Raw genomic sequence first — 23,224 nt, 5'->3', positions numbered from 1 at the left:
TGGCCCGGCCGTGGGCCAATGCTGGGTCTGGCGATAGGACGCAAGCTTGGTCAGATTTGAAGTCCGGAATGGATTTTGCGCGTGCATCCTCGTGGCCATAAGGACTCCGAAATGTGCCATCGATCAATTTCGCAACAAGCTTGCACGAAGCATCGGAGGCGATTTGACCGACCCCAGCGAAAATGATGCGCTCCACAGAGACTTAGGCCGATTGACGAATCTGGATTGTCGGACCGTCTTCCTCGAACGGGAATCTCGGAACACTCGCGAGAATGTGATGTTCGCTCGCGATCATATTCGCCGCCTGCCCCCCCGGAATGTGGTTTTTCTCAGCCAATCATTCGCAACCGGCCGTGCGGCGATGACCATTCGGGAAATTCTCCCCGAACTGAGCGAGATTGGCGGTGTGGGGATGGACCGATGCGTGAACGCCGAATTACAATCTCAGAGCACGCGGACCGACAGCGCGCCGCTCCGCGACATAGTTGGGGGAAGTTCCTTCGCATTCTCTTGCACGGAAATCGTGGCGACATTGATGCCCGCGCCCACTCGAAATCGATTAAACAAATCGCAGAGAAGTACCTCAATTGATGGACCGAGCTTCATGTCGATCACGCCCCAGGGTCCAGCGATCTTCACTATCGCAGCGGTGAGCAGCTTGCTGTCATCGACCCCAATTCCACAACAAACTGCCACATGACGATCATCCTGGGGACTGGGCCGTCCCGGCTTTACGGGCCTTTGCGAACCTGTGAACCCAGAGGCCCACAAAATGGCCCGCAAAGATCGTTCGAAGGGACGTCCCGCGACGGATCGAGAATAAGTGGATTGAACAGCGAAGGGACTGAGTTGGAAAGAGAAAGATGAATAAAGACCACAGCTCGGAGGCCCAAGCGGGGACACAAAGATCCCGGTATTTTATTTTATATTACAATGGCTCAAGCCAATGGTGCCCAGAAGAGGCATCACATTCGAACTCCTTTTCCGTTTAATTTCTGATGTTTAGATATTTCGGTCAAGCTGAAAAGCCCGCAAAAGGCCCGCAAAATCCCTCTAATGTATTGGTTCGATGCCTTTTTTAGGACTCGGAATTTCAATTTCGAACTTGACCGCGGAGTAGGTCGTTATCCGCTTTGCGCTCCAATCTCCGCTATTCTACGGGCTGCGCGCTCTGCCCGGAAGCAGTCATCCGTTCGGTTTATTTTAAATCATCGATGTTCGCTCCAGCTTCTCTTCTTTTAGCCCGATAGTCTGGGAGGGGAGGATTTGATGTAATTCCCTCAACCTGAATATTTTCGTTTTTTAACTGAGAGGAGCAAGTTCGCGACTAAGCTCGCGAAGGTCCGTTTCACCTTCAACCAGAGAATCTTCGACCGCCGGAATGCCACTCCTTATCTGGGAAAGTTTGTTTTCAGCGTTCTGCACCCCCTCCCTGAATTGGCGAAGGCGTCTTTGCGCGATAGCCGAAGCGCTCCCGCCTGAGATCCGCCGATCTGCATCTCGAAGATTATATCCCCATCCACCAACCCTTTGTCTTAAGTCGAACAATCTTCCTTTTGTTGAGGCCAATTGTTCGTCCCAACCTTCGGCGTCCGATGCGAGTGCGGTCGTCGTGACTCGAAGCCGGACAAGATCGGAGGTGATCACCCGTTGCTTTTCTGGCTCCAGTCCTTCGTTCAGAGCGCGAATGCTATTTGCCACGGTCTCTACAGTGGCGGTCGCATCCCTCCCGAATAGTCCGGTTTCGTCCGCGGCGGGAATGATCTTTTTTCCTGACTTGTCGGTGTAAATGCCCTGACGACCCCGTCGGCCCTCGAGCACGAGCGCAGCCTCGCCGGTAATCAGATTGGTGCTGATTGTCGCTTCAAGGCCAAGGACTTTCGCCGCAGAAGGATCGAGAGTCAGAACAACGAGCACGTTTTCCGGTCCATTTTCCGCCAGGCGGACCGATGTTACCCGACCCACAGGAACTCCCGATAGTGTTACGGTCGATCCCGGCTGAAGGCCTTCCACTGAGCGATCAAACCTGACGAGATATGTTCCCTGATTTGGTTTGGGATCGATGAAACACACAGCGAAAGCGATGGTCGTAAGCATCAGAATGCCACCGATCCACCCCACTACGGAGAAGTTTGCGCTAGTTTCCATCTAGCACGCCGACAGCGGTTTGTTCGTCCGGCAGAGGTGCCGATGCATGGAAAGTTCGCGTTCCGCATGCTCCATTGGGGTGTCCGCTATAGAACATGACCGAGGCTCGTCTCCTGGCGCAATCGCCTCGACCGGGGCCTCCGGGCGTATCGGATGTTTCTAGATTTGAGATCGGCCTAGTCCCAACACGGACGCGATGCCGCCCAGCCCGTGACGACCGTATATTGCTATGACTTGCGCAAGCCGCGTCCGGTCATTCATGCGCGAAGGCGTCATGTCTTCCAGACCGCTGCTGGAGGATGTGATTTCAAGTCGCCTGGCGATGTCCGTCTGGTTCAGGGCAGGAGCTCTGAGCTGCGCCAACACACGCCACTGCGTACGATTGAGGCCAGCGGCTGTGCTCGGTCATCGAATGGCTTGCACGCGGCGCGGCTGATCTCGTCCATCATGAAGATCATTCGATTGTCGTCGGTGATGACATTGTCGAGTGCGAGAGTGCCCTCATCTTCCGTCATGAGACATTCCTAACGATCGGAGAAAAGTAGTAAAGGACTTTCGCATTTTGTTTTGGCCGCTATATCGCTCGCGCAACGGCTCAAACGATGGCGAGGAGCGAAATAATCATGGCGGACGAGACAGCAGGGGCTAGCGATGAAGGCGCACGTCCGACGGGGTTGTCCAGTCCGCGGGTCCGGCTGGGTCTGCTGATCGCCGGCATTCTGGTCCTGCTCGCCGGGAGCTACTGGTATTACAATCATCAGACGTACGGCAGATTCCAGCAGTCCACCGACAACGCTTATATTGCCGCCGACAGCGTCATCATCTCCCCCAAAATTGCGGGCTACGTCGAGCGCGTATTAGTGACGGAGAATCAAACGGTCGCGTCGGGCGATGCACTTGTCCAGCTGGACGTGCGAGATTATCGTGCCCAAACGAACCAGGTCGAAGCCCAGATCGCCGCGTCGCTCGCCGGAGCAGATACGGTACGCGCCCAGCAACAAGAGCAGGACGCGGCAATTGCCCAGGCCCGTGCACAACTCGCAGCGGCATCTACACAGGCTGGTCTCGCTGCTGAGCAGGTTGTCCGGTACCGCCCCCTTGCCGCTTCGGGAGCGGAGCCGCGCGAGAGGCTCGATCAGCTGGAGGCCCAGGCCAGTGAAGCGCAGGCTCAAGTCGCGGCAGCGCGCGCCGTGCTCACGGCGGCACAGCGCCGACAGAACACGCTTAGCGAGCAGATAGACCAGGCCAATTCGCAAGCCAACGCCGCTCGTGCGCAACTCGAGGCCGCCCGTCTGAACCTGTCATCGACCACGCTCCAGGCCAGTATTTCCGGGCGGGTGGGTGACCTCACGGTCCGACCTGGACAATTTGTCCAGCCTGGCCAACGCCTTATGAGCCTCGTACCGACCGACCGCCTCTACGTGACAGCAAATTTCAAGGAAACGCAGCTCGGACTTGTCCGCCCGGGGCAACCCGTCACCTTGGAAATCGACGCGCTGCCGGACCTCGAGCTATTAGGAAGAGTGGAGAGCATCGCGCCGGGTACCGGTGCGGAATTCTCAATCCTTCCGCCACAGAACGCGACGGGTAATTTCACCAAGATCGTTCAGCGCGTCCCGGTGCGCATATCCATTCAGGCTTCGCCCGAGATTCTGCGTCTGCTGGTGCCGGGCATGTCTGTTGTCGCGAGTGTCGATACGCGCGCCGCCAGAGACGAACTCGATTCGATCCGCAACGCGGCCGGAGCTTGACCGATGGCAGGCGCCGCTGCAGGGGTTTCGCCGCCGGTCGAAAAGGCCGATGCTACGGCCTGGATCGCCGTAGCCGCCGGCGCGCTGGGGGCGATGCTGGCAACGCTTGACATCTCGATCGTCAATTCGGCGCTGCCGACGATCCAGGGGGAAATCGGCGCCACCGGAACCGAGGGCACCTGGATCGCGACAGCCTTCCTTGTTGCCGAGATCATCATCATCCCTCTGAGCGCGTGGCTGGAAAGACTGCTCGGCCTTCGCACGCTGCTCATCGTCGCGGTTTCTGCTTTCACGGCCTTTTCGGTGTTGTGCGGCATTGCCACCGATCTGACGACGATGATCATCGGTCGCACCGGTCAAGGGTTCATGGGCGGCGCGCTTATTCCAACCGCCATGACCATCGTCGCAAAGCGACTGCCTCCATCGCAACAGCCGATCGGCATGGCGCTCTTCGGAATGACCGTGGTTCTTGGGCCGGTAATGGGCCCGTTGGTGGGGGGCTGGCTTACCGAGAACCTGAGCTGGCACTACGCCTTCTTCGTCAACGTGCCCGTCTGCGCGTTGCTCCTTGCTTTACTATTCATCGGGCTACCCCATGAAAAGCCGGACTGGGTTTACCTGCGCGAGGCTGATTGGGCGGGAATAGCCGGTATGATCCTTGGGTTGGGTGGGCTGACCATCGTGCTGGAAGAAGGCCACCGCGAGGAATGGTTCGAATCCACGCTGATCGTGCAGCTCACTCTGATGACGGTCGTCGGCTTCGCGCTTCTGATCTGCGGGCAGCTGTATGCACGCAAGCCGGTGCTTAAATTGCGCCTGATGCTCAGCAGGCAGTTTGCCAGTGTCGTGGTGATGGCACTGGCGCTCGGCATGGTCATGTATGGCTCGACCTACGTGATCCCGCAATTTCTTGCGATAATCTCCGACTACAACGCCTTGCAGACTGGGTTCGTAATCTTCTGGATGGGTGTTCCGGCCTTCCTCCTGATGCCTGTGCTGCCCTTCATGATACGAAGGATACACATTCGCATTGCAGTCGGCGTGGGCATGTTCATGATGGCGCTGAGCTGTTTCATCACTATTGATTTGACGGCAGAATCGGGGGGCGGCGTTTTCACCGAAAGTCAGTTTCTGCGCGGCATTGGCATGATCCTGACAATGATGTTCCTCAATCAGGCGACCGTTGCTTCGGTTGCGAAGGAGGATGCCGGAGACGCCTCCGGTATTTTTAATGCGGCGAGAAACCTAGGTGGCTCTTTCGCGCTCGCTGGGCTTGCTTCATTCCAGGACCAGCGCCTGTGGCATCATAGTCGGCGCATGGAGGAAACTCTCAACGCCAACAGCCCCCGGCTACAGGAATACCTGGACGGCATGACGGCGACGCTGGGCAGCCCACAGGCCGCGCTGGAGATGCTTTCCGGCATCATTCAGCGCGATGCGTTCGTGATGACCTACAACGATGTCTTTTTCGCCATGGGCGCGATTACCCTGGTCACGGTGCCGCTGGTACTGTTCCTCAAGCCTCTCCCGAAGAACGTATCCCTTTCGATGCACTGAGAACTCTATGCGCAAGACCCTAACCCTCCTCGCTCCCATGGCGCTCCTCGCGGGTTGCATGTCCGGTCCCGACTATGCCGGTCCCCCGCAACTTGCGACCGCCGCAGGCAATGCGTTCGTACGGGCCGGCCCCGAAATCGATCCGTTAGCGCCGATTGCCGGCGACTGGTGGACGCTGCTCGGCGATCCGGTTCTCAATGAACTGGAGGCGCGCGCGCAGGTCGGCAATCCGGGCGTGGCCGCGGCGCGCGCTCGCATCGAACAGGCAAGGGCTTCTGTCCGCCAGGAGCGCGCCAACCGGCTACCCGCCGTGGCTGCGCAGGCGACTGCGGTCCAGGCGAATATCCCAGGGCTAGATATCGGCAGCGGCCCGCCCCCGGGATCGCCCGGCGCTCCTGCAGACACCGAAGAGCAGGACAGCCTCAGCGTCTACAACGTCGGGCTCAATGCAAACTGGGAGATCGATTTCGCTGGGGGGCAGGCACGGCGTGTCGAGGCCATTAACGCTCAGGCTGCGGCCTCGGTGGCGAACGCCGAGGATGCGAAAGTCCAGCTCGCCGCCGAGGTCGCGCGGGCGTATGTGAGCCTGCGAGAAGCGCAGGGGCGACTCGAGCTTGTCCAGCGAGAGCGCGACTTGCAGCAGCAAATTCTCGAACTGACCTATCAGCGCTATACACAGGGCGCTCTCGCACTGTTTCCGGTCGGTGACGCGAACGCCGAGCTCGAACTGCTCAAGTCGCAGATCGCCGAAGCTCAAGCGGACATCGATGTGTTCAAGGACACACTCGCGGTGCTGACGGGCGAAGCGCCCGGCGCACTCGACGGGCTCCTGGCGGCTCAGGCCGAAATTCCGCTTCCCCCCGAACGGGTCGCGGTGGGCGATCCCGCAGCGCTAATAGCGCGGCGGCCGGATGTTCGAGCCGCCGAACGCATGCTGGCCGCGGCGAATGCGCGCATTGGCGTGGCAGAGGCTGCTCGCTTCCCCAAGATTTCCTTCATGGGGATTCTCGGTTTGGGCGGATCGGAGCCCGACGACATCCTGGACCCGGGCAACTTATCGGCAATCGCTTTGCCGCGGCTGCAGTGGAACCTGCTTGATTTCGGCCGCACGGCAGCATCGATCGATCAGGCCGAGAGTGCGCGCGACGAGGCCGAAGCGCGCTATCTTGAAGTGGTCCTGGGCGCACTACGCGACGCCGAACAATCGCTTGCTCGGTTCGGGCAACAAAGAGCCAACGTAGCCGCGCTGGCGCAGATCAGTCGGCAGGCCGACACGGCTGCGGAGCTTAACGAGCAACGCCGCGCCGCGGGGGTAATCTCGCAAGGCGAACTCAACACTTCGATCCGCAAGCGCGAACAGGCCAGAGCAAATCTCGATCGGGCGATCGCCGCCATGACAAATGGCTGGATCGCGATCCAGAAGTCGCTTGGGTTGGGATGGGTCGAATTGTCTCGCGACAATCGCACGTCGGTTGAGCCAGCTCCGGTCGATCGAAAATCAGTTATGAAACCTGAACAGAGTTAGGATAAGTTTTCTCAGAAGTCTGCCCCGCAGCCCCTTCCAACTTTTCCTAACGCGTCAGCACCTCGTGCACTGTGACCCAATCTTGGATCATAGGGGGCAGCATGTTTCCGCCTTTCGCAGAGTGCGTTTGCCAGTATCACCATCGGATATCCCGATTGCACTATTCGGTGACTCTTCATTGTCGTATCTATGTAAGGCCTTAAGCTTTCCGCGAGCATCTCGTAGCGACATCAACGAGCGATCGTACAGGCATTTCGAGTGCAGCTCGCATTTGGCCGGTTCGATGACCGCCTCGTCGGTAGGCTTACGAGGCGGTCATCGAGCATTACGCCGCTCTGGAAAAGCTATAAAGTCATGGGTCGAAATACGAACTAGCTGGCACTGTCCGTTCGGGTCGTTGGGAGGACCACCGATCTCCCCGCCAACACGATCTGGACCTGTTAGAAACTGAACCCCAAAGCAACACCATATCTACGAGGATCCAAAGTGTAGATATTGGTAAAATTCCCCGAGGATGCGTCGGTCAAGTACAATCCTGTCACCGAGCTGCTGTCGAAAATGTTCTGAACAAATCCGCGCACGAACCAACGCTCATCCGCACTGTTCAACTGCACGATCGCGTTGGCTTGCACGAATGGCTCGATCCGGTTGACCCTGCCGTTAAAGATATTGCCGTATTGCTCACCAGTCAGCGCTACGTCCACGCGAGGAACCAGAGTCATGCCATTGTCGAAAGTGGCGGTGTACTGCACACCCATCGAAACCTTCATTTCGGGGGCCTGCGGCAACTTGTTCCCTTTTATGTTGACCTCTACGCCAGGGCTTAATACCGCAAGGCCGCTGCCCGCCGGAACGGCTCCGGCCAAGACATCGCAAATGCTGAATGCGCCGCTTGACGCAAGATTGCCGTCGTTAGGAAATTCTTCGGGACCACGAAGACCCAGAGCTGCGTTCACTCCGGCGACGAATGCGTCGGCCACGCCGGGGGCTGGCCCGGTTACGGCACAATTAGCACCGTTGCTGATATCCTTGATGATGACGGCATCAGGATCGCCGCCACCCGGGTCGCGCGGATTGGAGAAGAACTGGTCGCCGGCAACTTCCGCGTTGAGATAACTGAACGTCAAGTTGACAAGCCAATCGGGATCGGGCCGGATAACGGACTCTAGTTCCACACCCCAGATATCGGCATCGATAGTATCATTAACTGAGGTACGGGCGACGATGCGGCTAAGCTGCAACCCGCTATACTTATAGTAGAATGCAGTAGCGTTTAATTGCAGTGCGCCATTCGCAAAGGTATTTTTCGATCCGATTTCAAATGCGTCGATGGTTTCTGATCCGAAGCTTTCAGCCACATCGAAAACGGGCGAAAGGGGCGGGTTGATACCCCCGGATTTATAGCCCCTGGCATAAGATGCGTAAATCGAATTGTCAGGCGTAACTTCGTAGTCGAGCACCGCACGCCCGGTTATTTCATCGAAACCTACTTCTCTAAATTGCGTCAGCTGCTCACCTGGCGTACCAGGATCGGCATCAAAAAGACCAGAGGGACCGGTTAAGGGAGTGATCGGGCTGTCGAACGGCTCCCCGTCATTCGCGTAAGGATTGAGGAAGCTAATCAAGGTCGTGCGCGCAGTCACGTCTTTCTTGTCGTCGTTATACCGCAAACCTCCGGTGAAGGTCAGACGCTCGGTCAGGTCGACGTAGATCTCTCCGAACACACCGAAGCTCTCAAGATTAGCCTCGAGAGAATTGTTGCGGTACATGGATGTTGCGAAGTAGGATGGCGGTGCACCGCCTGCCAAAGTACCAAACGATCCCAGAATGGCACTGGCGTAGTCAAGCGCGAATGAGTTTACATAGTAACTGTTGTCGGTAGTCTTGGACTTTGCATAGATCCCTCCGAGCAGGAAATTGAATGCTCCGTCGAAATCACTGGAAAGGAGGATTTCGCCGCTCCAGGATTCGCGTTGCTCTGAAGACCTGTCGAAGGATAGCGGCGTTTCGCCGCACAATACATTACCTTCGAACGCGCCCCTGTTCCCATCATCGTTATCGGAGGTGCACAATACGCCCCCTGGGCCATTGGGGATGAGAGCCTCCACAATCGGGGTAAAATACGCCGACGAACCTGGCACGAACGCCGGTGCAGGTGCGGGGAGGCCGGTAGGCAAACCGTTGGCCGCGAAGCCGGACAACACGTTCAAGGCCGTAGCAAAGCCGGTACGATCCTGAATGCCCAGAAAGTAGTCCTGCCGGGAATCGACTTCGGTGTCCTGATAAAGACCGGTTGCAGTCAGTGTCATAGCTCCGATGCGCTGCTCGAGACGGGCCTGTAGCTGCACTTCATCGGCAAAATAGAATGGAGTATACGCCGTGTTTACCGTGCGCACATCGTCGGGCTTATCGAATCCTGCAAATGCATCGGGGCCGTACAGGCTTCCCAATCCCAGTACTGAGGGAATTCCCTGAATAGCGAAGAACTCTTGCGAACTGAGCGTTGCGCCGACTGTGGAATTGGCATTGGTGATGTCAAAGTCGCGGCGATTGTTCAGACAACCCAGCACGCCGAGCGGGTCACGCTGGCAGGCCTGCTTTTGATTACGTAAACGGGTGTCATCTTCCCTGAAATAATATGCCATGAAGTCGAGAGTGGTATCGGCACCGGGTTCAAAACGAAGAGAACCACGAACAGCGTACATGTCTCGGTCGTCGACATCCGAATTGTCGAAAAGGTTTGTGGTGTAACCGTCGCGATTCAGAAAGAATCCGGCTACCCGAACGCCGATAGAATCGCCGATCGGGACATTGACCATCCCCTCGGCCTTGATGCTGTTGTAATTCCCATACTCGAACTCTCCGGCCGCGCCGAAAGAACCGAGGTCAGGCTTGGCTGTCACAAGGTTGACAACACCCGAGGTAGCGTTGCGGCCGAAGAGGGTGCCCTGCGGCCCCCGTAGGACCTCAATTCGCTCAAGGTCGAAATATTCTGTTTCGAACAGCCGGGTACCAAAAAGTGGGGAACCATTGATATGGATAGCCGTCGCTGCGTCACACGTCACACCAACACAAAGATCGCCGATACCACGGATGGTGAAGGACGACCCGGTGAAGTTGCCCTTCGAAAATGAGACGTTCGGGAGCGTCAATTGAAGGTCAGCAGCGTTCTCGATCTGCTGGCTTTCGAGAGCCGTAGCATCGAAGGCACTAACCGCGATCGGCACCTCTTGCAAACTTTGAGATTGGCGTTGGGCCGTCACGATGATTACGGATCCTTGGGGTTCCGCCTCATCAGTTGTGGAATCCTGCGCTAAAGCCATCTGCGGCCAAGCCAAGATGGCCGAAGTGGCGAGCACCATCGCTCTCAGTGTCATATAGCATCCCTTCCCATCTCTTCAGTGCGACGATAATTGGCTCCGCCGCTTACTGCAAAATGGGGCGACCTCGAGGGTCGCCCCTTAGTCTGTGGAGAGGAGAGGGAGAGAATTAGCCCAATCCCCGTCCATGGGCATATACATCCGCGTGATATTAGTAAAGCGCCTTATCTCTTGACCCCATGGGCCACGATCCAGATCGCACGCGGAGTGAACGTTTGCTAAAGATCAGCAATGGTTGGCGCGCTAAGCGAGTTGCTCCCGATAAAGCTTTTGCCCCAGCTGGCATCGAGACCAACGAAGCGTTCGCCGTGCCGACGGCGACAATGGTTCGGATATAGTACAAGATGAATATGGACGCCCTTTGCCCCCATCTCGCTGGCCTCTGACCAGGAACCAGCCTCTTAGTATGGGGGATCTCAGAGGCTCCAAAAGGCCAGTACCGCCCGAAGCGCAGCGACGAACGCGAGCGGCTGATCCAGCATGAGATGATGGCGTGCATCGGGCACTGCAACAATTGGTATCTTTCCCCCTCCCAGTTCCCGGATATAGTGGGCGGAATCGCGATCAAAGAGCTGACTTTTCTCGCCGTACACAATCGCTTTGCGCCCGGGCGCATCGACCAGCCTCTGGCCTACTGTCAGCCATTCGTCGGGCTTGTTGCTGCGCCGGAACACTTCGGGAGAAAACTTCCATGTCCACTCCTCGCCATCGCGGCGGAGAGAGTGATAGGCCATGTAATCCATCAAGAACGGCTCACCAACTGGCTGCGGCGGCGACAGGATATACCTCTCGCGAGCCGCTTCGTAGCTGGGATAGCGCCGGACCGGTTTGTCAGGATTACCCGACCCAGGGCTCGATCTGCCCATGGTCCAGTATTTCTCCAGCTTTTCGGGCCGCATCACCATGAGATCGCAGACAATAACGCCTGCAAAAGCATCCGGCGATTGGGAAACGGCGGTCAGCGCTGCACCCGAGCCGAAGCTGTGGGCGATGATCGTCGGTTTGCTTCCATCTGCAAACAGATCGAGCGCTTCGCTGATCTCGACAAATTCCTTTCCCCGCGCAGCTACATCGGCCAAGCCGCGCATCTCGCTATCGCCCATACCGGCCAGGTCGAACGCCACAACGTCGTAATCTTCGGCAAGGTACGGTGCGATGAAGGCAAAGCAGCGGGCATGGGCGAGAAAACCGTGAGTCATGAGCAATTTGGGCCGGTCACGCCTGCCCCAGCGAAGATAATGCACCCGCGCGCCACCAACCTCTACGAAGCCTTCCTCACGGGGCACGCTCAGCGCCCAGGTGAACCATTCGGGAATATTCGCCCCATCGCCGGCCCATATCGGATCGATATCTGTTGAACCGTCGTGGATTGCAGTCATTTCATTCATTTCGGGGCAGTCTCCATACCGGATAGTGTGTTCTTGACGAAACCACGATAATCGTCCCGTGCGACATCGTGGCACAGTTCGGCGTAACCGAATACACTGGGAAAATTGATGAGCTGGCGGGGCTTGCCGGGAATATTCGCGCCCATGTACCACGATTCAGCCTTGGGGAAGAGGGTCATCGCCCCTGTCTGCGCGACCATGTCGGTCCAGCTTCGCTCAGCCTGCGCATCGGCTTCGAAAAGGCCGATCCCGTTATCGCGCAGCCAGATCAGGAAATCGCAGATCCAGTCACCCTGGATTTCGGCGCTTGTCGGACCGTTGGAAAAGCCTGAAGGGCTGAGCGGGCCGTATGCGAACAGCATGTTCGGAAATTGGGCGACGGCCATGCCCAGATAGGCTTTGATCTCGCTCTTCCATGCTTCTGCCAGCGCCAGCCCGCCGCGGCCGGTGATGTTCATGTCGATGAGCCCGCCACGACCAGCATCGAAGCCGGTCGCGAAGACAATGAGATCGCACGAGATCGTGCCTGTGGCTGTTTCTATCCCGGCCTCGGTGACGCGAGTGATCGCGGTGTCGTTCAGATCGACCAGCGTCACATTGTCTTGTGCGAAGATTTCGTAATAATTCTGTTCGAGCGATGGCCGCTTGGTCCCGAATGGATGTGGCGGCTCATCGGGGGCAAGTTTCTCGGCAATTATGGGATCGCAGATCCGCTCGCGCACCTTGTCACGCCAGAAATCATAGGCGTGGCGATTGGCGTCCTCGTTCGTCAGCATGTCAGCGAAATTATGATACCAGAAGCGCAACCCTCCTCGCTGCCACAAATCCTCGAAATGCGCAGTCCGCTCTTCCTCGGTCACAGCCAGGGCCGAGACGTCCAGCGATTGGCATTCGAAACCGCCACTGGTCGTTAGCCTTTTCTGGAAGGCAGCGGGATAATCGGATTTTTCGCGAAGCTGACGATCTGCGTCCAGTTTTTCCTGCCGCATGGGAAGTGCGAGGATCGGGGTTCGCTGAAAAAGCGTCAGCTGCTCCGCGCAGCTTGCCGCCTCCTGTGCCACCTGCACGCCGCTGGCGCCAGTGCCGATCAGGGCGATCCGGCGGCCGGAAAGGTCGATGCCTTCCTGCGGCCAGCGGGCGGTATGGCACCAGTCGCCTTTGAAATCGCTAAGACCCGGGATATCGGGAATGTAGGGTTTCGAGGCGAAACCAAGGGCCGGCAAAAGGAAACGCGCGCTCACCTTCCCGCCATCGTCCAGCTCCAATCGCCAGCGGTCGGTGTCTTCGTCGAACTGAGCGCTTTCGACCCGCGTTTTCATTCGCATTGCTGGCCAGAGGTCGAGCGTATCGCAGACGTGGAGGAAATAGGCGCGCAGTTCCTCCCAGCCTGGGAACCGTTCGCTCCAGCACCAGCTTTGCCATATTTCCGGCATCGAGAATTCGTAAAGCGGGACCTGGGAATCGACCCGCGCGCCTGGATAGCGGTTCCAGTACCAGATCCCGCCCGGCTGCTCCGCCGCATCTACCAGAACAACATCGAACCCCGCCTGACGCAGCTTGTAAAGCAGGTATATTCCGCTGAACCCGGCCCCGACGATGACGGCATCGTGGTCCGAAGTGGAGTGCTCCTTCACGACACCCCGACACCAGCTTTTGCGATTTGCTTGGCAGCCGCGTAATCCGCCTTGCCATTGGACGCGCGCAACGGGGTTTGCGTGGTGCAAATCGCCTTGGGCGTCTTGTAGCCTGCCAATTGTTCGCGCACGTGATCCTTGATCGCCTGCTCCTCGAACTTGGCATCCTGGTTCAAATGCACCACAGCGGTCACCGCTTCGCCCCATTTTTCGTCAGGCACCCCGACGACAAGCGCGTCGGCGATGGCGGGATGTGTCTTGAGCACCTCCTCCACTTCTTCAGGATAAACCTTTTCACCTGCGGTGTTGATGCACACGCTACCGCGGCCCAGCAGGGTGAGGCTGCCATCCGATTCCACCTGGCACCAGTCGCCCGGGATGGAGTAACGCACGCCGTCGATCGTCCTGAAGGTTTTGGCCGACTTTTCCGGGTCTTTGTAGTACCCCGTTGGGATTGCGCCCTTGCGGGCAATGAAACCGGGCACGCCGCTCCCCGCCTCAACCTTCCGGTCGTTCTCGTCGAATACGTCGCAAAATTCCCCGATCCCGAATTTGGCGGTATTGGTGCCGCCCTGTGCGGTCGTCACGGACAAGCCGAAGCCCAACCCTTCCGAAGCGCCGAAACTGTCCATGAGAATGACCTGAGGGATATGCTTGCACAAACCCGCCTTTACCTGTTTACTCCACATGACGCCGGACGAAATGATCGAAATCAGGCTGCTCGTGTCCCAGCGCTTCGGGTGGGCGTCCAGCGCCTGCAGCATGGGTTTGGCAAAAGCGTCACCGACAATGGCGATGCTCTGCACCTTGTGCTGGTCCACCGCATCCCACAATTCTTCCGCGTCGAAGGATGGATCGGACAGCGTGACGAGGGCCCCGCCCGACATGAGCGTGCCGATAGCAGTAATGAACCCGGTTCCATGCATCAGCGGGCACGCCGGCAAAGTGATGCGCGCAAGCTCGCCCTGCTTCACCAGGGCCACCATTTCCTCCATGGTCTGGGGAACCGGACCCAGCAGCTTTTGCGCGTCGAGCTGAGCCTTGCGCATATCATCGTGTCGCCACATCACGCCCTTGGGCATGCCGGTGGTACCGCCTGTATATATGAACAGCAGGTCATCGGGAGAACGCTCGATATCGAGAGGCGCGCCGTTACCTTCTACAAGTTTTTCGTAAGGAAGCGCGAAGGAAGCGATCTGCGAAGCATCGCCGATTTCTACAAATGTATGAACCTTGGTCAACCGTTCCTTCAGTTCAAGAATGCAGTCGCGGAACTCGGAACTGTAAACGATTACCTCGCTATCGGAATCGTCGAAGATGTAGAAAACCTCTTCGGGACGGTAACGATAATTGATGTTCACGTGCGTGAGACGGCCCTTGAAGCACGCGGCCATCAATTCCCCGTATTCGGGACGGTTGCGCATGTAGAAGGCTATCTTCGCCCCGTCGCCTGCACCTTGCGCGCGCAGATTGCGCGCCAGATTGTTCGAACGCTTCGACATTTCGGGCCAGGTAATGATCCGGTCGCCGTGAATCAGCGCCGGAGCATCTTCCGGGACCGCAGGTTCGATTGCATCAAGGATGTCGCCAAGGTTCCAGTCGATCACGTATTAATTCCTCTCTCCTTGGTGGCCACGATTTTGTCGGTAGCGTGCGCCTAATTCATCGTCTCATGCGACCTGCGTCCACCCCTGCAAGGCCGCTGCTTCGGCCCGGACCGCTTCGGGACCTCCCAGAACCTGGCGGTCGAAACCGATTCGCTTGAACCAGAAATGCAGACCTAGGAGATCGGTAAAACCCATCCCCCCATGCACCTCGGTTGAGGTTCGGGCGACAAAACGGTGGACTTCGCCCGTATGTGATTTGGCATGGCATGCCACCAGCGAAGCCTCGTCGGGCGTCGCATCGAACGCATGGGCGGCATACCAGACCAGCGAACGGCATGGTTCGTGGCGAGCAGCCATTTCCGCGCACAAATGCTTGACCGCCTGAAAGCTGCCGATCACGCGCCCGAACTGTTCGCGCTGCCCGGCATAGTCGACCGCTTTTTCGATCATAGCCTGGCCTGCACCAAGACTATCGGCCGACAGAAGCACCCGGCCAGCGTCGCGCAGACGCCTGCTTGTGGCCCCACCATCGTCCGCGAGAGCCTCGCCCGTTACTCCGGAAAACCGCAATTCTCCTACGCTCCGGGTGCGGTCGATCGTCGTGAGGGAAACCTTCTCCAGACCCGCAGCATCGCCAGGTACAAAGTGCATCCGACCGGCGGTATCGGCTACCAGAAACGCGTCGGCTCCCAGGAAATCGAGCGCGAACAAAGCCGTTCCGTCGAGCTTTATGCCGTCGAAGTCCACGCCTGCCTGGTCCCGAATCTCGACCGTTTCCGCGATCGCGACGGCGATTTGCGCTTCGCCCTTCGCTATCCTCGGCAGCCAGTGCGCCTTCAACTCCTCGCTACCGCCCTGTGCCAGCGCAAGGGGCGCTAGAACATGAGCACCGATAAAGGGCACCGGCGCGACGGCATAGCCGAGCTGCTCGGCCACAACGGCGGCATCGAGCATTGTCATCCCGAGCCCGTCATGTTGCTCGGGAACCATCATTCCCCAAATGCCGATTTCGCCCAGCGCCGAACGCACGTTGTCGCTGAAGGGAACCGAGCCCTCCGCGCATTCGCGCACATGATCGAGCGGACAAGTATCAGCAAGAGTGCGGCTGATCGCGTCGCAGAGCATCTCCTGGTCTTGCGAAAGTCCGAAATCCATCAGGCGGCTCCCTTATTCTGCCCGCTTGCAACGGCCGTCGCCTGTTCGGCCGCGGGAGGCGTTGCGAACTTGGGTTCGCGCGGCATTTCCAGCCCGCGTTCGGCGATGATGTTCTTCTGGATCTGGGCGGTGCCTCCACCGATGATCAGACCAAGCTGGAACATGTAGTTCCACTGCCAGGCACCGTCTTCGCGCTCGCGCTCGCTTCCGTGATAGAGTATGCCCATCTCGCCCATTGCGTCGATCGCGAGCGCGGAAATCTGATGGGCGAGCTCACAGCTCTGCAGCTTCACGACAAGTTTCGCCATGCCGCCGGCATCCCCCCTAAGGCTGTTCGACAGGATGCGCATGCCGTTGAATTTCATCGCCGCGACTTCGGCTTGCAATGCAACCAGCCGGTCACGCAGAACGGCGTTGTCCATTGCGCAACCTTGGCCGATGCGTTCTTTTTGCATCAGCCTGACCAGCGCCTGGAGCCGGTTTTCCAGTGCATCGGGGTCGCCCAGCATGCCACGTTCATGGCCCAGTGTGGCATTGGCCACGTACCACCCCTGCCCGCGCTGCCCGACGATCTGATCCAGGGGAACCCGCACGTCGGTAAAGAACGTTTCATTGAACTCGGCATGACCGGTCATGGTCTTGAGTGGTCGGACCTCGATCCCTGGTGTGTCCATCGAGAAGATCAAGTAGGAGATGCCGCCGTGCTTGGGCGCGTCCGGTTCGGTCCGAACAAGGCAAAAGATCATGTCCGCCTGCTTGGCCGTGCTGGTCCAGATCTTCTGTCCGTTGATGACAAAGTCGCCATTTTCGACGCGGGCGCTGGTCTTGAGCGCGGCGAGGTCCGATCCCGCTCCAGGTTCCGAATATCCCTGACACCAGACTATCTCGCCATTAAGGGTCGGCTCGATCCATTGCCGTTTCTGGGCTTCGGTTCCGAGTTCCAGCAGCGTGGGAACGAGCATGGAAATGCCCTGGTTCGCAAGGCCTGCGGGGATGCCAGCGCGCGAAAATTCCTCGGCAATGATCCGCGATTTCAGGATGTCCGGCTCGGCTCCGTATCCGCCGTATTCCTTGGGAATCGTACGCGCCGTGTAACCATGCAGGATCAACAGCTTTTGCCATTCGACGGCTTCGGGGGAAGGGCGCGCGGCACGGCCTTGGCCATCGGGTGCGCGGTGACCGTGGGTTTGCAGGAACTGGCGCACTTCCTCGCGAAACGCGTCATACTGGGGTCCGTAGTCGAGATCCATCTTGGTCTATCCTTCTGCGCGCGCGATCGCGACGGGTCGGAATACTGGCAGGCGAAAATCTTCGGAGATCGGCTCGAAATCCAGCGTGACCGGCAGATCGAGCTCAAGCTCGTCGAGCGCGCAATCGACCAGCCGGGTTGCCATGCGCACTCCCTCCTCCAGTTCCACCACCGCAGCGATGAAGGGAATCTCGCCGGCGAAGGCGGGATGCAGTGCCTGATGGGTCACCGTCCAGGAAAACAGCGTGCCATTGCCGGTGCTACGCTCCCACGACCATTCAGGAGAACCGCATCGGGCGCACATATAGCGCGGTAAATGCCGAAAACTGCCGCATCCTTCGCACTGCTGGAAGTAAAGGTTGCCGTCCTGACACCGGTTCCAGAATTCCTGCTCCACCGGATCCTGCGGGCGCGGCTTTGGCTTGGCTGGTGCGGCCTGCGCCGAGGGGCGCATCTTGGGCGGCAGATCTTTCTCGTCGCTCACGCAAACCTCCTCAAAATCGCTATACTGCCGTCACCCAGATCGCCCCAGCCGGTCACCAGGCCGGTCTGGGCGCCTTCGACCTGCCGCTCCCCACAATCGTGGCGCAACTGACGCACCGCCTCGACGACATGGTTCAGTCCCCAAACATGGGCCTCGCTCAGCAGGCCGCCATGGGTGTTGACGGGATAGCGCCCGCCCAGCTCGATCTGGCCATTCGCGACGAACTCTGCCTGTCCACCTGGTTCGCAATAGCCCAGGGCCTCCAGCTGCAGGAGAACCACGTAGGTGAAGCAGTCGTAGATCTGCAGAAAATCCATGTCTTCGCGATCGACCCCCGCCATTTCGAACGCGCGCGGCGCGGCGTAGCTCAGGCCGATCTTGAAGGGGTCGGGGCGCGAAGGGATATCGTCGGCGGGGTAAGGATGCCCTTCAGCCGCACCGGCGATGCTCACGGGAACATGCGGCATGTCCCTGGCGCGGTCCATTCGCGAAACCACGACTGCGCATGCCCCGTCAGTCTCCAGACAGCAATCGTAGAGGCGAAAGGGTTCGGATATCCAGCGCGCGGAATGGTAGGTTTCGGCATCCAGTTCCCGGCCATGAGTGAAGGCCTGCGGATTCATCTGCGCATGGCGACGGCACGCCAGTGCAACGGCCGCCATCGCTTCCGGGCCGATATCGTAAATTCGGGAGTGCCGGGTGGCGAGCCAGGCATACATCTGCACCGGCAGGAACACGCCATACGGAATGTAATAGCCCTGGATCGTATTCGTCAGGGTGTTCATGTTCATCGGCCGCGTCGGCGGTGCGCCAGGCTTGGGCCGCAAGGCGGAATAACCGTTCCACCCGAGCGTCACCAGCACATGGTCGCATAAGCCGCTGGCAATTGCCATCGCGGCGTTCTGGAGTGCCGTGGTAGGGCTCGCCCCGCCCATGTGGACCGTAGAGGCATAGCGCAGAACTTCGATACCGAGGTTAGCCGCCATCTCTTCCGAGGTGGTGTAGATCGGCGGAGGAACCATGCCGTCGATATCCGACGGCTTCAGCCCTGCATCTGCTATGGCTTTGCGCGATGCTTCCAGCATCATGTCGACCGCGGTTTTCTCGGTGCCTTTCACGAAAGCGGTTTCGCCCACTCCGGTGATGGCCGATTTGTCGCTTAAGCTCATGCCTGCCTGACCGCCTGGTAATCGCGTTCGAGCTGTTCGGAAAGAGCGCGCACCCTCTGATAGGTCTCCGGCGGACGTAGTCGCAACTCGCGGCGGACATCCTCCAACGGACGATCGAGATTTTCTTCCCAGTAGAAGGTGGTCAGATCGGCTGCAGCCCGGCCCCGGCGCCACGCTTCAAATGCAGCGCGGGCCACTGGCAACTGGGCAGCTTCCAGTTTCATCTTGGGAATGCCGACGCCCACGATGAAGGCGATCCCGTGATTATAGAATTGCGCGTTTCCGAAGGACAGCACGCACAATTCGCCCAACGCGTCCCTGCCGTATCCGGTGACGACATGAAACAGGTCATGCGAATCGCGAAGGCGCCGACGATAGAGGGAAACATCAGGGTCGCCGAAATCCTCCAGACCTCCGGCCTCGCTGGCTTCCGCCAGACCTTCCGCCGTCAAACCCTCCCCGTAAACGAAATCGAGGTAGGCTCGGCCAAGCGTGCCAGGCGCACAGGTCGCAAGGCGTTTACGATCGCACAAGGTTTCAAGCAGGTCGGCCCGGTCGGAAGCGATGCGCCGCCCATCGCTCGACTTCATGAAGCGATTGAAATTCCGATAATAGGAATTGCCCGACAATGCCTTGACGATACGGAACACCTGCGCCGTATCCTCCTTGTCGGCAATCAACTGCCTCATTGCCCCCAGCGCCCTGAGCGGCTCTACGGGGCGGCGCAATTCATGACCTTTGGCGTAAGCCATCTTCTTGCCTCCTGCGCTTCACTTGTAGGTGCCGGCGGACGCCAACGCCTTCTCGGCTCCATCGACCAGGTCGCGCATCACTTCGGCGGCAGGTCGGATCGAATCGATCAGGCCGATGCCTTGCCCCGCGAAGCCGGGGATGACATCCTTGCGCTCGGCCCTGATCCCGGAGGCCATGACCGGGCCAGAAATCATCGACTGATAGGGCATCGGCAGAGGTTCCTTTCCAGCCTGCACCCAGGCGTCTGCCCATTTGTTACGGATCATGCGCGCCGGTTTGCCGGTAAGCGATCGACTAACGACCGTATCGGCATCGCCGCTTTCGGTGATCGCCTCTTTCTGGAAGCGCTCGATGCCCGCTTCCTCGGTCGCGAGAAATGCCGTGCCGACCCACGCGCCCTCTGCCCCCAGCATCATCGCAGCGGCAACACCCCGGCCATCCGAGATACCGCCGGCCCCAAGGACAGGAACACGATCGCCAACGGCGTCGACCACCTGGGGAATCAAGGAAATAGTCCCGATCGGCGAGTTGTGACCTCCGCCATCGTGCCCTTGCGCGACTATCATGTCGATGCCCGACCCGACGACCTGTTCGGCGTGCTTGACCTTGCCGATCACCGCCATGACCTTGGTGCCATTGGCATGGAGCCGATCCATCCACGGTTCAGGATTGCCAAGGCCGGCAGCATAAACCGGCACCTTTTCCTCGATCACCACTTCCATCTGCGCCTCAAAGAATTCCTTCGAGAACAACTGCGGGCCGCCCTTGCCCATTTCAGGCGCGCCCGCCGCCCGCATGGCGGCGGCAGCATCGACCTCCGGAAGCTCTTCACGATCCATGAAGTCGCGCGCGAACTGCTGATATTCACCCATCAGATCCATGGGATTTTGGGGTGCAGCACCGCTTTGAGGGGCAGAGCCGCGCCTGACCGACGCGGGGAGCAGCGTATCGACACCGAAAGGTTTGTCGGTCAATTCCCGGGTCTGGCGAATCCAGTCACGCAACTGATCGGGCGAACACGCCGCGGCACCCAGGACCCCGAGCCCGCCGGCATTCGAAACCGCAGCCGCCAGCGCCGGAACGCTCGCTCCGCCCATCCCGGCAAGCAGGATCGGGTACCGGATCCCCAGCATTTCGCATATTCGGCTCTTCAACGCCATTCTTCCTCTCCAGCCACTTGCCTAAACGCACACTCAAACTATTGAAAATTCTACAGCTGCCCCCACCGCACCCGCTGCGAGACCAGCTCGGGACTGCGCTCCGAAAGATAGACGGCAGAGCCGGCCACCAACCGGCTCATTGCTTGACGGGCCGCGGCGCTGTCGCCAGTCCGCACTGCCTCGAGCACCCGCACCAGAAACTTCATCTGCACCGCCCGTTCCTGTGCCGAATATCCCAGCGAATGGGAAAACTCGCGGGTCAACAGATGCATCGCAGAGGTCAGCAAACCGAACAGCGGATTGCCGCTCGCCCAACCCAACAAGTCGTGAAATCTGCGATTAAGTTCCTCGAATTGATCAGAGGCTTCATGATGCCTCAATTCCGCCAGACACCCTGCCAACGCGCTGAGATCAGCGGTAGTTGCACGCTGGGCTGCATACCCTGCGACATCGGGAGCAATTGCTTCGCGCAATTCAAGCAAACCACGCAAATCGGCTTCCATGAAATGCAGAATCAATGACAAACTGCTTGCAAAATCGCCGGTCTGCGGACGGGCTACGACGGGACCTCCACCACGGCCGAGCTGGAGATGGATGACCCCTTGCAATTCCAGGAACCGCAAAGCCTCCCGCAAAGTTGCGCGCGCAACCTCGTAACGCGCGAGCATTTCATCCTCGCGCGGAAGCCTGTCACCCGGGTTATGGCGACCCGCCTCGATGTCCCGCACGATGCTTTGCGCAAGAGAAAGGGCACGCTTGGCCTTCTTCACCGCTGGCATCCGCCACTCATCAGCACACCCGCACCTCTCGAATAAACAGTATAAGGATATTAGCAAACCTTCGCTGGATCGGCACACTATCCGATGGGATTGGTGTCTGCAAGCGACTAAAAGAGTATACGATTTATTGACTGCACGAGATGTCTCCCTTAAGGATGACTGAAGGCCGATCAGGCCTGAGATGTAGAAGGAATAGTTCTTATGGACAGCCAGATCGCCGAGCCGGATGCCGCGGCGAGGATCGCGTCAATTCCGATCGAGGAAATCGACGTGGCCCGGCCAAGCCTGTTTCAGAACGATACCATCGGTCTATTTTTTGACAGGTTGCGCGCCGAAGAACCTGTCCACTACTGCCGCGAGAGCTATGTCGGCCCTTACTGGTCCATTACCAAGTTCGACGACATCATGGCGGTGGACACCAATCATAAGGTCTTCTCTTCGGAAGCGAAGCTAGGCGGAATTGCAATCCAGGACATGCATTCGGTGGAAGGCGCGCTCGAACTTGAAATGTTCATAGCGATGGACCCGCCCAAGCACGATCAGCAGCGCAAGGCGGTGACTCCGGCAGTGGCTCCGTCCAACCTGCAACTGCTCGAGCCGATCATCCGCAAGCGCGCGGGAGAGATTCTCGATGAACTCCCGATTGGCGAAGATTTCGACTGGGTGGATAAGGTTGCGATCGAGTTGACGACGATGACGCTGGCAACCTTGTTTGATTTCCCTTGGGAGGAGCGGCGCAAGCTGACGCGCTGGTCCGATGTAGCAACTGCGGCACCTGAAACCGGGATCGTCGAATCCTACGAGGCGCGGCGCGAAGAACTCATCGGTTGCGCGATGTATTTCAAGACTCTGTGGGACGAACGGATAAACGAGGAGCCGAAGAACGACCTCATCTCGATGATGGCTCATTCTCCCGCCACGCGCGACATGCCGTTCCTCGAGTTTCTCGGCAATCTTATGCTGCTGATCGTCGGTGGAAACGACACAACACGCAATTCCATCAGCGGCGGCGTGCTCGCCTTGAACCAAAGCCCGGACGAGTACGCGAAACTCGACGCGGATCCTTCGCTCATTAGCAAAATGGTTCCGGAAATCATCCGTTGGCAGACCCCCCTCACTCATATGCGCCGCACCGCGCTGGAAGATTGGGAGATCGGCGGCAAACAGATCAAGAAGGGCGACAAGGTGGTGATGTGGTACCTGTCAGGCAACCGCGACGAGAGTGCTATCGAGCGCGCGGACCAGTTCATCATCGACCGCAAAAATCCGCGCCATCACCTCTCATTCGGCTATGGCATTCACCGCTGCATGGGAAACCGGCTCGCGGAACTGCAGCTGCGGATCATCTGGGAAGAAATTCACAAGCGCTTTTCCCGGGTCGAGGTTACAGGTGAACCAGAGCGTCTTTTTTCAAACCTCGTCCGCGGAATCACCAGGCTGCCGGTGCGGCTCCGCGCCCGCTGACTCTCGAGATCGAAATGCGGA

At 58.7% G+C, this 23,224-nt stretch carries 18 protein-coding genes and 1 pseudogene; 5 read left to right on the top strand and 14 right to left on the bottom strand.

Annotated features, from left to right (window positions below; all coding sequences use genetic code 11):
• Positions 1-91: 91 nt before the first annotated feature.
• Positions 92-367: pseudogene (locus tag EL2594_RS15845) on the top strand (ElyC/SanA/YdcF family protein); the annotation flags it as partial.
• A gap of 77 nt (positions 368-444) precedes the next feature.
• Here EL2594_RS15845 and EL2594_RS15705 read toward each other — a convergent pair.
• The 3 genes from EL2594_RS15705 to EL2594_RS14760 form a co-directional block, all read right to left on the bottom strand.
• On the bottom strand, positions 445-615 hold the full coding sequence (locus tag EL2594_RS15705) for a hypothetical protein (RefSeq protein WP_233994290.1): 171 nt from the start codon (positions 613-615) through the stop codon (positions 445-447).
• 687 nt (positions 616-1,302) lie between these two features.
• The gene (locus EL2594_RS14765; protein ID WP_196793212.1) at positions 1,303-2,097 is read right to left on the bottom strand and encodes an MlaD family protein; all 795 of its coding nucleotides are present in this window, start codon (positions 2,095-2,097) and stop codon (positions 1,303-1,305) included.
• A 386-nt stretch (positions 2,098-2,483) separates the two neighbouring features.
• The gene (locus EL2594_RS14760) at positions 2,484-2,663 is read right to left on the bottom strand and encodes a hypothetical protein (protein WP_011415907.1); all 180 of its coding nucleotides are present in this window, start codon (positions 2,661-2,663) and stop codon (positions 2,484-2,486) included.
• Between the two features lie 108 nt (positions 2,664-2,771).
• Between EL2594_RS14760 and EL2594_RS14755 the strand changes: the two genes are divergently transcribed.
• Genes EL2594_RS14755 through EL2594_RS14745 form a run of 3 tightly spaced genes read left to right on the top strand, consistent with a single transcriptional unit; the run spans position 2,772 to position 6,981 of the window.
• A complete protein-coding gene (locus EL2594_RS14755) occupies positions 2,772-3,899 on the top strand; it encodes an HlyD family secretion protein (protein ID WP_041686130.1) in 1,128 nt (375 codons plus the stop codon).
• Positions 3,900-3,902: 3 nt separating this feature from the next.
• On the top strand, positions 3,903-5,456 hold the full coding sequence (locus EL2594_RS14750) for a DHA2 family efflux MFS transporter permease subunit (RefSeq protein WP_011415905.1): 1,554 nt from the start codon (positions 3,903-3,905) through the stop codon (positions 5,454-5,456).
• A gap of 37 nt (positions 5,457-5,493) precedes the next feature.
• Positions 5,494-6,981: an efflux transporter outer membrane subunit gene (locus EL2594_RS14745; protein WP_011415904.1), complete on the top strand. Its 1,488-nt coding sequence runs from the start codon at positions 5,494-5,496 to the stop codon at positions 6,979-6,981.
• Positions 6,982-7,421: 440 nt separating this feature from the next.
• Here EL2594_RS14745 and EL2594_RS14740 read toward each other — a convergent pair whose 3' ends face one another.
• The 11 genes from EL2594_RS14740 to EL2594_RS14690 all read right to left on the bottom strand — a co-directional run bounded on the left by EL2594_RS14740 (position 7,422) and on the right by EL2594_RS14690 (position 21,739).
• Entirely contained in the window at positions 7,422-10,343 is a 2,922-nt protein-coding gene (locus EL2594_RS14740; protein ID WP_011415903.1) for a TonB-dependent receptor, read from the bottom strand.
• A gap of 434 nt (positions 10,344-10,777) precedes the next feature.
• Complete coding sequence (locus EL2594_RS14735) at positions 10,778-11,749, bottom strand: alpha/beta fold hydrolase (protein ID WP_011415902.1); 972 nt, start codon at positions 11,747-11,749, stop codon at positions 10,778-10,780.
• A complete protein-coding gene (locus tag EL2594_RS14730; RefSeq protein WP_011415901.1) occupies positions 11,746-13,383 on the bottom strand; it encodes a flavin-containing monooxygenase in 1,638 nt (545 codons plus the stop codon). The genes EL2594_RS14735 and EL2594_RS14730 overlap by 4 nt, the downstream gene beginning before the upstream one ends.
• Positions 13,380-14,990 carry an acyl-CoA synthetase gene (locus EL2594_RS14725; RefSeq protein ID WP_011415900.1) on the bottom strand — a complete coding sequence of 537 codons (1,611 nt, stop codon included), beginning with the start codon at positions 14,988-14,990 and terminating at the stop codon, positions 13,380-13,382. The genes EL2594_RS14730 and EL2594_RS14725 overlap by 4 nt, the downstream gene beginning before the upstream one ends.
• Before the next feature lie 63 nt (positions 14,991-15,053).
• Positions 15,054-16,145, bottom strand: a complete 1,092-nt coding sequence (locus tag EL2594_RS14720; RefSeq protein ID WP_011415899.1) for an acyl-CoA dehydrogenase family protein — start codon at positions 16,143-16,145, stop codon at positions 15,054-15,056.
• Positions 16,145-17,395 (bottom strand): acyl-CoA dehydrogenase family protein, encoded by a 1,251-nt coding sequence (locus EL2594_RS14715; protein WP_011415898.1) that lies wholly within the window; start codon positions 17,393-17,395, stop codon positions 16,145-16,147. Before EL2594_RS14715 ends, EL2594_RS14720 begins: the two co-directional genes overlap by 1 nt.
• Before the next feature lie 6 nt (positions 17,396-17,401).
• A complete protein-coding gene (locus EL2594_RS14710) occupies positions 17,402-17,878 on the bottom strand; it encodes a Zn-ribbon domain-containing OB-fold protein (RefSeq protein WP_006834185.1) in 477 nt (158 codons plus the stop codon).
• Complete coding sequence (locus EL2594_RS14705) at positions 17,875-19,047, bottom strand: thiolase C-terminal domain-containing protein (protein WP_011415897.1); 1,173 nt, start codon at positions 19,045-19,047, stop codon at positions 17,875-17,877. The genes EL2594_RS14710 and EL2594_RS14705 overlap by 4 nt, the downstream gene beginning before the upstream one ends.
• Positions 19,044-19,799 carry a ubiquinone biosynthesis protein COQ4 gene (locus EL2594_RS14700; RefSeq protein ID WP_233994289.1) on the bottom strand — a complete coding sequence of 252 codons (756 nt, stop codon included), beginning with the start codon at positions 19,797-19,799 and terminating at the stop codon, positions 19,044-19,046. Before EL2594_RS14700 ends, EL2594_RS14705 begins: the two co-directional genes overlap by 4 nt.
• Positions 19,800-19,817: 18 nt before the next feature.
• Positions 19,818-20,960: an NAD(P)H-dependent flavin oxidoreductase gene (locus tag EL2594_RS14695; protein ID WP_041685418.1), complete on the bottom strand. Its 1,143-nt coding sequence runs from the start codon at positions 20,958-20,960 to the stop codon at positions 19,818-19,820.
• A 50-nt stretch (positions 20,961-21,010) separates the two neighbouring features.
• Positions 21,011-21,739, bottom strand: a complete 729-nt coding sequence (locus tag EL2594_RS14690; RefSeq protein WP_011415894.1) for a FadR/GntR family transcriptional regulator — start codon at positions 21,737-21,739, stop codon at positions 21,011-21,013.
• A gap of 201 nt (positions 21,740-21,940) precedes the next feature.
• Between EL2594_RS14690 and EL2594_RS14685 the strand changes: the two genes are divergently transcribed.
• Positions 21,941-23,203, top strand: coding sequence for a cytochrome P450 (locus EL2594_RS14685; RefSeq protein ID WP_006834190.1), 1,263 nt, complete (start codon positions 21,941-21,943; stop codon positions 23,201-23,203).
• The last annotated feature ends 21 nt before the right edge of the window (positions 23,204-23,224 follow it).

Origin of the sequence: Erythrobacter litoralis HTCC2594 (genome assembly GCF_000013005.1) — a bacterium.
Taxonomy (GTDB): Bacteria; Pseudomonadota; Alphaproteobacteria; order Sphingomonadales; family Sphingomonadaceae; genus Parerythrobacter; species Parerythrobacter litoralis_A.
The sequence above is the reverse complement of the archived record's forward strand: the minus strand, read 5'-3'. Positions and strand labels throughout refer to the sequence as shown.

Excerpts from the sequence above, each read along its gene's own strand:
- EL2594_RS14765 (WP_196793212.1), bottom strand. The coding sequence starts at position 2,097 with ATGCTTACGACCATCGCTTTCGCTGTGTGTTTCATCGATCCCAAACCA.
- EL2594_RS14760 (WP_011415907.1), bottom strand. The coding sequence starts at position 2,663 with ATGACGGAAGATGAGGGCACTCTCGCACTCGACAATGTCATCACCGAC.
- EL2594_RS14755 (WP_041686130.1), top strand. The coding sequence starts at position 2,772 with ATGGCGGACGAGACAGCAGGGGCTAGCGATGAAGGCGCACGTCCGACG.
- EL2594_RS14750 (WP_011415905.1), top strand. The coding sequence starts at position 3,903 with ATGGCAGGCGCCGCTGCAGGGGTTTCGCCGCCGGTCGAAAAGGCCGAT.
- EL2594_RS14745 (WP_011415904.1), top strand. The coding sequence starts at position 5,494 with ATGGCGCTCCTCGCGGGTTGCATGTCCGGTCCCGACTATGCCGGTCCC.
- EL2594_RS14740 (WP_011415903.1), bottom strand. The coding sequence starts at position 10,343 with ATGGTGCTCGCCACTTCGGCCATCTTGGCTTGGCCGCAGATGGCTTTA.
- EL2594_RS14735 (WP_011415902.1), bottom strand. The coding sequence starts at position 11,749 with ATGAATGAAATGACTGCAATCCACGACGGTTCAACAGATATCGATCCG.
- EL2594_RS14720 (WP_011415899.1), bottom strand. The coding sequence starts at position 16,145 with ATGGATTTCGGACTTTCGCAAGACCAGGAGATGCTCTGCGACGCGATC.
- EL2594_RS14715 (WP_011415898.1), bottom strand. The coding sequence starts at position 17,395 with ATGGATCTCGACTACGGACCCCAGTATGACGCGTTTCGCGAGGAAGTG.
- EL2594_RS14705 (WP_011415897.1), bottom strand. The coding sequence starts at position 19,047 with ATGAGCTTAAGCGACAAATCGGCCATCACCGGAGTGGGCGAAACCGCT.
- EL2594_RS14700 (WP_233994289.1), bottom strand. The coding sequence starts at position 19,799 with ATGGCTTACGCCAAAGGTCATGAATTGCGCCGCCCCGTAGAGCCGCTC.
- EL2594_RS14695 (WP_041685418.1), bottom strand. The coding sequence starts at position 20,960 with ATGGCGTTGAAGAGCCGAATATGCGAAATGCTGGGGATCCGGTACCCG.
- EL2594_RS14690 (WP_011415894.1), bottom strand. The coding sequence starts at position 21,739 with ATGCCAGCGGTGAAGAAGGCCAAGCGTGCCCTTTCTCTTGCGCAAAGC.
- EL2594_RS14685 (WP_006834190.1), top strand. The coding sequence starts at position 21,941 with ATGGACAGCCAGATCGCCGAGCCGGATGCCGCGGCGAGGATCGCGTCA.